This is a genomic window from Nocardia sp. NPDC055053, from assembly GCF_053608285.1.
In genome coordinates, this window is the sequence record NZ_JBSGVD010000020.1 from 114,264 (window position 1) to 124,635 (window position 10,372).

At 69.3% G+C, this 10,372-nt stretch carries 10 protein-coding genes; all 10 read left to right on the plus strand.

The window, feature by feature from the left end:
• Positions 1 to 32 precede the first annotated feature (32 nt).
• Entirely contained in the window at positions 33 to 2,402 is a 2,370-nt protein-coding gene (locus ACWF82_RS21600) for a RelA/SpoT family protein (RefSeq protein WP_452503694.1), read from the plus strand.
• A 271-nt stretch (positions 2,403 to 2,673) separates the two neighbouring features.
• Positions 2,674 to 4,254: a cutinase family protein gene (locus ACWF82_RS21605; protein ID WP_452503695.1), complete on the plus strand. Its 1,581-nt coding sequence runs from the start codon at positions 2,674 to 2,676 to the stop codon at positions 4,252 to 4,254.
• Between the two features lie 55 nt (positions 4,255 to 4,309).
• Positions 4,310 to 5,374: a hypothetical protein gene (locus tag ACWF82_RS21610; protein ID WP_452503697.1), complete on the plus strand. Its 1,065-nt coding sequence runs from the start codon at positions 4,310 to 4,312 to the stop codon at positions 5,372 to 5,374.
• Positions 5,375 to 5,386: 12 nt separating this feature from the next.
• Complete coding sequence (locus tag ACWF82_RS21615; RefSeq protein WP_452503698.1) at positions 5,387 to 6,238, plus strand: MinD/ParA family ATP-binding protein; 852 nt, start codon at positions 5,387 to 5,389, stop codon at positions 6,236 to 6,238.
• Positions 6,239 to 6,246: 8 nt separating this feature from the next.
• Positions 6,247 to 6,879: a hypothetical protein gene (locus ACWF82_RS21620; RefSeq protein ID WP_452503700.1), complete on the plus strand. Its 633-nt coding sequence runs from the start codon at positions 6,247 to 6,249 to the stop codon at positions 6,877 to 6,879.
• A 94-nt stretch (positions 6,880 to 6,973) separates the two neighbouring features.
• A complete protein-coding gene (locus ACWF82_RS21625; protein WP_022566424.1) occupies positions 6,974 to 7,270 on the plus strand; it encodes a hypothetical protein in 297 nt (98 codons plus the stop codon).
• Positions 7,267 to 7,521 carry a hypothetical protein gene (locus ACWF82_RS21630; protein WP_378849371.1) on the plus strand — a complete coding sequence of 85 codons (255 nt, stop codon included), beginning with the start codon at positions 7,267 to 7,269 and terminating at the stop codon, positions 7,519 to 7,521. The genes ACWF82_RS21625 and ACWF82_RS21630 overlap by 4 nt, the downstream gene beginning before the upstream one ends.
• Before the next feature lie 16 nt (positions 7,522 to 7,537).
• Positions 7,538 to 8,146 (plus strand): hypothetical protein, encoded by a 609-nt coding sequence (locus ACWF82_RS21635; RefSeq protein WP_452503702.1) that lies wholly within the window; start codon positions 7,538 to 7,540, stop codon positions 8,144 to 8,146.
• Positions 8,143 to 8,955 (plus strand): hypothetical protein, encoded by an 813-nt coding sequence (locus ACWF82_RS21640; protein WP_452503704.1) that lies wholly within the window; start codon positions 8,143 to 8,145, stop codon positions 8,953 to 8,955. The genes ACWF82_RS21635 and ACWF82_RS21640 overlap by 4 nt, the downstream gene beginning before the upstream one ends.
• 92 nt (positions 8,956 to 9,047) lie before the next feature.
• A partial coding sequence (locus ACWF82_RS21645) for a hypothetical protein (RefSeq protein WP_452503706.1) occupies positions 9,048 to 10,372 on the plus strand: 1,325 nt, incomplete at its 3' end.

Below are 10,372 nucleotides of genomic sequence, written 5' to 3' on the forward strand. Positions count from 1 at the left end.
AAGGGTCCGAATGCAGCGTGAGAGGCGGTGGCATGACTCGACAACTCGGCGAGGCGAAGGTTGGGCAGGAATCCACCAACGCCCCGCGGACCGACGGTGCCCCGGCGACCCCCGCACCAGCCAAACAGTCCCCGACCGCCTCCGTGCCCAGTTCGGCATCGCGGCGCGTGCGGGCCAGGCTCGCGCGCCGGATGACCGGCCAGCGCGGCATCGCGGCGGTGAAGCCGGTCCTGGAACCGCTGGCCACCGTCCACCGGGAGCTGTACCCGAAGGCCAATCTGGCGCTGCTGCAGCGCGCCTTCGACGTCGCCGACGAACGGCACGCCAAGCAGTTCCGCAAGTCGGGCGACCCGTACATCACCCACCCGCTTGCGGTCGCCAACATCCTCGCCGAGCTCGGCATGGACACCACCACGCTGGTCGCGGCGCTGCTGCACGACACCGTGGAGGACACCGGCTACTCGCTCGAGCAGCTCAAAGAGGAGTTCGGGCAGGAAGTCGCCCACCTCGTCGACGGCGTCACCAAGCTCGACAAGGTCAACCTCGGCGCGGCCGCCGAAGCCGAGACCATCCGCAAGATGATCATCGCCATGGCGCGGGACCCGCGCGTGCTGGTGATCAAGGTCGCCGACCGGCTGCACAACATGCGCACCATGCGTTTCCTGCCGCCGGAGAAGCAGGCCAAGAAGGCCAAGGAGACCCTCGAGGTGATCGCGCCGCTGGCGCATCGCCTCGGGATGGCCACGGTCAAATGGGAGCTCGAGGACCTCGCCTTCGCGATCCTGCACCCCAAGAAGTACGACGAGATCGTGCGCCTGGTCGCCGACCGCGCGCCCTCGCGCGACACCTACCTGGCCAAGGTGCGCGCCGAGATCGTCAACACCCTCGCCGCCTCGCGGATCAACGCGATCGTCGAAGGCAGGCCCAAGCACTACTGGTCGATCTACCAGAAGATGATCGTCAAGGGTAAGGACTTCGACGACATCCACGACCTGGTCGGCATGCGCATCCTGTGCGACGAGGTCCGCGACTGCTACGCCGCCGTCGGTGTCGTGCACTCGCTGTGGCAGCCGATGGCAGGCCGGTTCAAGGACTACATCGCGCAACCGCGCTACGGCGTCTACCAGTCGCTGCACACCACCGTCGTCGGCCCCGACGGCAAGCCCCTGGAAGTGCAGATCCGCACCCAGGACATGCACCGCACCGCCGAGTTCGGCATCGCCGCGCACTGGCGCTACAAGGAAACCAAGGGCAAGCACTCCGGTGACGCCGCCGAGGTCGACGACATGGCCTGGATGCGCCAGCTGCTCGACTGGCAGCGGGAAGCCGCCGACCCGGCCGAGTTCCTCGAATCGCTGCGCTTCGACCTCAAATCGCCGGAGATCTTCGTGTTCACGCCCAAGGGCGACGTGATCACGCTGCCGCAGAAGTCGACCCCGGTCGACTTCGCCTACGCCGTGCACACCGAGGTCGGGCACAAGTGCATCGGCGCCAGGGTCAACGGCAGGCTCGTCGCGCTGGAACGGCAGCTCGAGAACGGCGAAGTCGTCGAGGTTTTCACCTCCAAGGCGCAGAACGCCGGACCGAGCCGCGACTGGCAGAACTTCGTCGTCTCGCCACGCGCGAAGGCCAAAATTCGCCAGTGGTTTGCCAAAGAGCGGCGCGAGGAAGCGCTCGAAAGCGGCAAGGAGCAGATCTCCAAGGAGGTCCGCCGGGTCGGGCTGCCGCTGCAGCGGTTGATGAGCGTCGACGCCATGACCGCGGTCGCGCACGAACTGCACTACTCCGACATCTCCGCGCTCTACACCGCCGTCGGCGAGCACCAGGTGTCCGCGCACCATGTGGTGCAACGGCTCATGGCCCAGCTCGGTGGCATCGGTGACGTCGAGAACGAGCTCGCCGAACGGTCGACCCCGTCGACCACCCCGAGCAGGCAGCGGGTCACCGGCGACGCGGGCGTGCTCATTCCCGGCGCCTCCGGCACCGTGGCGAAGCTGGCCAAATGCTGCACGCCGGTGCCGGGTGACGAGATCATGGGCTTCGTGACCCGCGGAGGCGCGGTGAGCGTGCACCGCACCGACTGCACCAATGCCGGATCGTTGCAGGCACAGGCCGAGCGGATCATCGACGTCGAGTGGGCGCCGTCGCCGTCGTCGGTGTTCCTGGTCGCCATCCAGATCGAGGCGCTCGACCGCACCAGGCTGCTGTCGGATGTCACCAAGGTGCTGGCCGACGAGAAGGTCAACATCCTGTCCGCGTCGGTGGCCACCCACGGCGACCGGGTCGCGATCAGCAAGTTCACCTTCGAGATGGGCGACCCGAAGCATCTGGGCCACCTGCTCAACGTCGTGCGCAATGTCGAAGGCGTGTACGACGTCTACCGGGTGACCTCCGCCGCCTGACCCCGGATTCCGGCCAGGGCACCGTCGTTCGCGACGGTGCCCTGGCCCTTTTCCGCGCCATCCCGATCGCCAGAAGATTGCTGAGACAACGGGGTTTGCTGGAGGCAGTGAAAGGGCCATTTTGGGCAGCGGTTGGGTATCCCGGAATCTGTTACGGTTTACTGCGTTTCAACGCTCCACTGGTCAGCCGAAACGGACTGTGATGCGGATCGATATGGCTCGGTGCACGACACGACTCACGGCGACGATGATCGCGTTCGCCGTCGCTTCGGTGACGGCATCCACAGGCGTCGCCGCCGCCGACGAGGGTGCCTTCGGCGCTCCTTCCACACAGGTGTCGATCTCGGCGTGTCCGGCACTGTACGCCTTGGGGATTCAGGGCACAGGCGAATCCTCACCGGACGCGGCCCCGAGTACCGACACCGGCATGCTGTCCACGGTGTTCCGGCCGCTGCTGGCCAAAGCCGTGGAGCCGGGACTGGTCGACCGGGCCTACGTGCCCTACGAGGCCGGATTCGGTGGCGCGGTGCCGGGCGGAGCGGTGCCCTACACGGAATCGGTCGACGGTGGACTCGAGCGACTGCGGTCGATGACCACCCAGGTGCTCCAGCGCTGCCCGAACTCGCGGGTCGCGGTGGTCGGGTATTCCCAAGGCGCCCACGTGGCCTCGTTGTTCGCCCAGGAAGTGGGGTCAGGGCAGGGCTCGGTGCCCGCGGACAAGATCGCCGCGGTCGCCCTGTTCGCCGACCCGACGCGCAGTGCGAACGCGCCGCTGTTCCCCGGCGCGCCCGACCGGACGACGCCGGCGGCGGCACCGGGAACCTCCGGCGACACGCTCGACGACGTCGCCGCGGTGCGGCAGGCCATCGCACCCGGTGGCGGGCTCGGCACCCGGACCGACCAGGCCGCCGATTTCGGCAAGCTCACCGGGCGCGTCGCAAGTTTCTGCGCGACGGGCGATCTCGCGTGCGACGCTCCGCAGGGCGCGCCGCTCATGCGCGCGGTGACCAACCTGGTCAGCCAGGTGAAACTCTCCGGTGGTGACCCGATCGGGTCGCTGGTCTCGATCGCCCAGGCGCTGGCCTTCACGTCGATCAAGACCGCGTCGACGGTGGTCAACGAGGACATCTCCGGCAGCACGCTCGCGGATCTGTCGCTCTCGCCGAAGAAGTCGATCTCCCAGCGCCTGGCCGATGCCGCCGACCCGCGCAGTCAGCTCGACGTGAACGCCGCCTTCCAGGCGCTGCTGAAGGTCGGCATGATCGGCCTCAACGCGGTCACCACGGTGGTGAAGACGGTGCTGAACCCGGCGAGCATCACCGAATTGGCCACGGCGACACTGTCGAATCCGCTGGCCGGGCTGACGCTGCTCGGCACCAAACTCGTCGGCGCCGTACCGCAGCTGGTGCCGCCGACAACCGGGGTCAGGCTCGTCACCGAGGCGTACACGGCCGTGCAGCAGAACATCACCGACAACTCCGAACTCCTCGACGTCACCACCTGGGTGCGTTACTGGGACTCGGTGCAGCGCCACGACGCCTACTCGCGGATGAGCGTCGGCGCCGACGGCGCGACCCCGACCCAGTACGTCGCCGAGTGGTTCGCCGCCGTCGCGCGCGACGCGGCGGGCGCCTCGGGGCAGGGTGCGGTGCCGGTCGGCGGGTCGGACCAGCGCGGTGCCGGAATCTTCACCAGCCCGACCGGCGCGTCTACGCCGCCCACACCCTCCGGTGGGGGACAATTTCCGTTCGGGACAGGAGCCGATGGCGCCTCATCCGGTGGCGCGACGACTCCGCCTGCCGCGTTACCCGGAACCACCGCGCCCACCACCCGTCCGTTCTCTGTGAACTGATCACCGAGAGGTCTGCAATGCGAATCCATGTGCCCGGCGCCGCGGAAAGGGGGGAATGTTGAAGTCGTACAACGAACTGTCGCGCTGGTATTCGGCGCTCGAGCCAGAGACCGAGGCAGCCGACCCTGCGCGCCAGGACACCGCCGACCCGGCGGCGGGCGAGGACGACGGCCTCGACCGATATTCGCAGCGCCCCGAGCGCGCCCCGTCCGCCGACCAGGCAGCCGAGCCCACCGGGCCCGAGCTGTCCACCACGGCAGGGGACGACTCGGACCGCACGACCGGCCTCGACACCGATCGCCGGGACACCGACGACGGCGACGACAACTCGGCCTACGGCGCCCAGCCGTACCCGATCGAGCCCGAACCCGAATCCGAGCCCGAACCGGAGCCGGCGCCGCCTGCCGAACTGGCCGCGCGGCGCAGCGAATTCACCGGCGGCTGGTCGGACTGGGTCGCCGAACCCGCGCCCGGCCCCGACGACGACTACGACGCCGAACTGGTCCAGTTCCCCTGGCCCGACGCCGCGGCCGACGACTACGACGAAGCGCGGGTACTCCAGCCGTCCGGCGCGCTGCGCGCGAACACCCGCCGCAACCGCACCTGGATCGTGCTCGCCGTCGCGGTACTCGTCTTCGTCCTCGCCGCGACCGGCGTGTTCTTCCTGCTGTTCGGCCGCGGCGGCGACGATACCGCCGAACGCGCGGCGCCCCTGCACTTCGTGGCGGGCAATCTGGCCGCCGACCCGCTGGGTCCCTGCCCGACCGAACGCACCGAGACGGTGGTGCGCAGCGCCGAAGCGGGCGGCACCGGCTCGGGCCCCGACGCCGTGCTCGCCTTCCAGTACGCCTACTACGTGAACCGATCGGGGGAGCAGGCCAGGGCGCTGGCCGCCCCCGGCGCCGCCGTCTCACCGGCCGCCGTGATCCAGCGCGGTATCGATTCCATCCCGGTGGGGACCACCCACTGCGTGCGGATCACCACCGTCGCCGCGGACCGGTACTCGGTGGAGGTCACCGAGTTCCGGCCCGCGGGCGCACCGGCCACCTACACCAAGCAGTCGGTGCGGACCGCGCTGATCGGCGATCGCACGCTCATCACGGGCATCGCGGCAGGGTAAGGAGCAGAGGCGATGACAGACGACTGGAGCCGATGGCTCGACGAAGCCCCCGAGGGGGAGCCGTCGGGTGACGTGGCGCGTGATCCGGCTCCGGTGGTGCGGTTGCGGCGCAAGAGCGGCGAGCGCGCCGAGGGTGGGCGCAGGCCGATCCTGGTGGTCGGCGGCTGCGGCGGGGCAGGCACGACGACGACGGCGCTCGGGCTGGCAGGCGAACTGGTCACCGAGGGCGCGACGGTCGCGGTGGACGCCACCGCGGCGGGCAGCGATCTGGCCCTGCGCGGCGCCGACAAGCACCTGCATCCGGTGAACCTGCAGTCGTGGGTCTACGGCCGCGGCGACGACGAACCCGCCCCGCTCGAGGACTGCCTGTCCCGGTCGACCTCCGGGTTCGGACTGCTCTGGCGCGACGCGACTCCGCTGCGGCGGCGCGCGACATATCTCACTGTCGCGAGGGCTTTGGACAACGGTGGGTACACGGCGGTCTACGACGGTGGCAACCCGATTGCCGGTCGGCAACTGCGCCCGCTGCTCGACGACGCCGATATCGCACTGGTACTGGCGATTCCGGCCCGTGTCGACGCCGCCAACCGCCTGCGGGTGACGCTGGAATGGCTCGACGACCACTACGGTGACGACGGCGCCGGTGTCGTCGCCGACACCACCATCGTTGTCTCACACCAGTATTCGCACGACGACTCGCGGGTAGCCGAGCATTTGCGCGAGCATCTGTCCGGCTGGGTGCGCGAGGTCGTCGAGATCCCCTACGACCCGCATCTGGCCCGCGGTGAGCTGGTTCGGCACAGCGAACTGGCCGAGCCGACGCGTGCGGCATATGGGCGGTTGCTCGCCGGGGTGGCATCATGACGGCCGCTATGAATCTTCGTCGTCGTCGTGAACCGGCGCCCGCCGGAATCGGTGTCGTCGCGCCGCCCGAATCGTTGCGCGCGCCGATCTGGGAGCGTCCGGTGCCCGGAGTCGGCCGGGCGCCGCTGGTGTGGCTGCTCGGCGTGCACGGTGGCTCCGGTGCCACCACGCTCGCCCACGTGCTCGCCCCCGCCGCCGACGCCCGCGGCCGGTGGCCCGGTGTGTTCGACCGGGAATCCCCCTATGTCGTCCTGGTCGCGCGGGAGACCATCTCCGGCCTCACCCGCGCGCACGACCTGCTGCGCCAGCACCACGCCCGGCTCGCCGGTCCGTCGCTGGTGCTCGGGCTGATCACGGTCGCCGCGCGCCCGGGACGGGTACCACCGGAGATCCGGCGGTACCGGGATGTGGTCGGCTCACTGGCCGGGCACGTCTGGCAGGTGCCGTGGATCGAGGAATGGACCCTGGTCGAGTCCGAGGCCCTGCCGGTGTGGTCACCGGGCGACGACGTGGCGCCGCGTAAGCGCCGGGTCGATCCGCTCGACGAGGTGCCCGCCGAGATCGGTGAGCTCGGAATCGATCTGGTCGCCGCGATCCGCGAGAGTATCGACGGGCCTGCCCCGGGGGAGGGTCGATCGTGAACGCCGGGCGGTCGGGCCGCCGGTGGTGTACAAACGTGTGTCGGCGTCGAAATGGTTGTGGCACAACACCTTTACAGTGGGAGAAAGGCACCCGATGAGCATGATCCTCCTCGCCGTGCAGGACACGTACGGCACCGTCCTGGCCCAGGTGGGTAATCCGACACCGGAAGCTCCTCCCGGCTCGGAGAAGATCCTGCAACTGGTGCGGTACCTCACCTGGTTCGTGCTGCTGTCGGGCATCTGCGGCATCACCTACGCGGGCGGCAAGTTCGCCTGGGAGCGCTGGACCGGCGGTGGCCTCGAGTCGCCGAAGATGGTGGCGGGCGCCATGATCGGCGGTGTGGTCGCGACGAGCGCGGGCACCATCATGAACGCGGTCATCGGTACGTGATCACTGTGCTCGCCTACAAGCAGATTCCGGCCGATGTGCTGGCGCCGATGATGCAGCTGCTGAACTGGCTGCTCTGGTTCGTCCTGCTGTCGTGCCTGGCCTGGATGATCCTGTCGGCGGGTCGGCTGTGGATCGCGTTCCGCTCCGACCTGGCCGTCAACGATGCCTCGCACGGCGTCCTGATGAGCCTGCTCGGCGCGGCGGTCGCCAGTACCGCGTCCGCGATCGCGCTGGCCTTCCTGCCGGCGTGAGGGTGCGGACGGAACGATGAATTCCACAGTGACACGGCCGGTCGCGGTCGGTATCGCCCTGCTGGCCGCGGCGGTGGGCTGCGGCAGTGGCGACGATGCGGGCCCCGACCTGTCCGCCGCACCGACCGGGGTGCGCTGGCAGGACTACCAGGGCATCGCCCTGCCCCAGTCCGACCAGGGACCGGCGACGGTAGCCAAGGGCGCCGCAACGGGTTTCGAGCATTCCCCGCGCGGGGCGGGGCTGGCGGCGCTGACCCACACCATCCGGCTGTCGGTGGCACCCGACAACCAGTGGGCCACCGTGGTGAACCAGGAACTCGTGCCGGGTCCGGCCCGCGACGAGTGGGCGATCAACCGCGTGCAGCTGTCGATCACCGGTGCCGCCGCGCCGGAGTACGCGCCGAGATTGTTGGGTTACAAAATCACCGAATACCGTGACGAACAGTCCCGGGTCGATGTCTATACCGAGTATTCGGACAGATCCAGGGCGGTGAACCACACCACGGTCAGCTGGTACGGCGGAGACTGGCGACTGCAGTTACCCGATCCGCAGTCCACCGACCGGCCCGTCGACGCGATCGACGAATTACCCACCGACATCGTGACATTGGAGGCACCGACGTGAGCGAGAAGGAGCCGGGCGCGCGCGACCGCGCTTCCTTCGGCATGATCGCCTCGGGTGCCCTGCTCGCCCTGATCCTGGTCGTCGGCGCGGTCGTGTACTTCACCAGCGGCGACCCCGAGGCCGACAGCGCGCCGCCGCCCGCGCAGGCCGCGGGCGGAACGGGTTTCGCCGATCCCGAGATCGATCTGCTCGGCAGGCGCGTCGACGTTCCGAACAACCCGGCGGGTCAGCCGCTGGCACAGGTACCGGGAACCCAGCGCACGCCCGTCGATTCGGACTGGCTGACCGGGGCGCCCGAGGGCACGACGAAACCGCATGGCTGGCAGCGGGTGTACGGCGCCTCGGTGCCGTTCTCCACCTCCGACGGGCCGACCAGGATCTCCGACGGTCTGGCCGTCGGCTACGCGCGGACCCCGCAGGGCGCCGCGCTGGCCGCCGCGCAGATCACCTACCGGCTCAACGCCAGACCCGCCGATCGCGACCTGTACGTCACGCAGGTGCGGGTCAGTTCGGCGCAGCTGGCCGCCTACGACTCGGCGCTGTCGAGCGACCGGCTGCCGAAACAGCAGCCGGAGAAGGTGACCCGCTACTTCGTGGCATCGGACGCGTTCAAGATCGACGATTACGCCGACGACATGGCCATCGTGCGACTCGCCTCGCGCGGACCGGTCATCGACGGCAAGCAGTTGTACGCCGCCATGCGGATGATCGTGGTGTGGGACGAGGGCGACTGGCGGCTCAAGCCGTCGACCACGACCAACACCCAGACCGAATATGTGGAATCGCTGGCGGGGTGGACGAAATGGTGAGCATCGGTGTACAGCAGCACAGCCCGGATCGATTCCCTGCGGACCATCGAGGGGTGCCAACAATGCTGAGGCGGATCGTCACAATATTCGCGGTGATCTTCACCGTGATGATCGCGACGCCGACGGTGGCCTATGGCCAGACCTACGGCTTCGACCAGGCATGCAACGAGCTGCACGACACACTCGACAGCGTCGCGATCCCCGGTGTCTCCCTCGGGGACGCTGCCTCGGCGGTGTGCAAGGCGGGCAATGCCGCCACCCATCCGGGCGACGCGGCGACCGCGGTCAAGGACAAGGCGTGGGACTCCACCTTCGGCAAGGTGGTCGACTCGCTGATGAAGGGTCTCGGCGAGGCGCTGATCCTGGCGCTGACCTTCTGGATGAAGGTGCCCAACGAGGCGGTGAGCGACTCGGGCGCCCTGTTCACCAAGATCAACGACTACACCTATCAGATCCAGATGCTGTTGCTGATCGCGTCGGTGATCATCACCGGCGGCAGATTGGCCGAGGCCAGACGCGGGGCGGCCGTCAGCGAGGCCGCCGAATCGTTCCGGCTCTTCGCCCGGGTCGTGTTCAGTTCGTGGATGCTCGGCGCGGTGATCGTCGCGGGGACGCGTGCCTCGGACAAGTTCTCCGAGTGGATCATCGAGGACGCGACCGGTGGCAATGCCAAGAACATGGCCGAGCTGATGGTGAAAACGTCCAAGCTGCAGGCATTCTCGCCCGGTCTGGTGCTGATCATCGCGATCGTCGGTCTGCTCGGCGCGCTCGCCCAGATCGTGCTCGCCATCGTCCGGCAGGGTCTGCTGGTTGTCGCCGCCGGCGTGCTGCCGCTGGCCGCGGCCGCGTCGGCGACCGGGACCGGTAAGCAGTCGTATCAGAAGCTGGTCGGCTGGATCATCGCCTTCATGCTGTTCAAACCGGTCGCCGCGATCGTGTACATGATCGCGTTCACCACCGCGGGGCACGTCGACGAGACGACCACCTCGGGCGGGCTGCCGGAAGGTGAACAGGCACAGCGGATGCTGGTCGCGCTGGTGCTGCTGTGCAGTGTGGCGTTCGTACTGCCCGCGCTGATGCGCCTGGTCGCACCCGCGGTCGCCACGGTCGGCACCGGTGGTTCCGGTCTGATGGTGGCCGGTGGTACCGCGGTCGGCGCGATGGCGCTCGGCGCGATCGGCACGAAGGCGGTCGCCTCCCGGCCCGCCGCGGCGCCCGGTTCGGCCGGTTACTTCGGTAGCGGCGGTGCCGGTCCGCGTCCGGGCGGTGCCGGTCCCGGTGGCGGTGCGCCCCGCGGCCCGGCGCCGACACCGCCACCGCGCGGCGGTGGTTCGGCTCCGGCGGCAGCCAGCTCGGGTTCGGTGCCCTCGGGCGCGGCCCGCAATGTCATGGCCGCGCGCGCCGCGGCGGGCAGCGC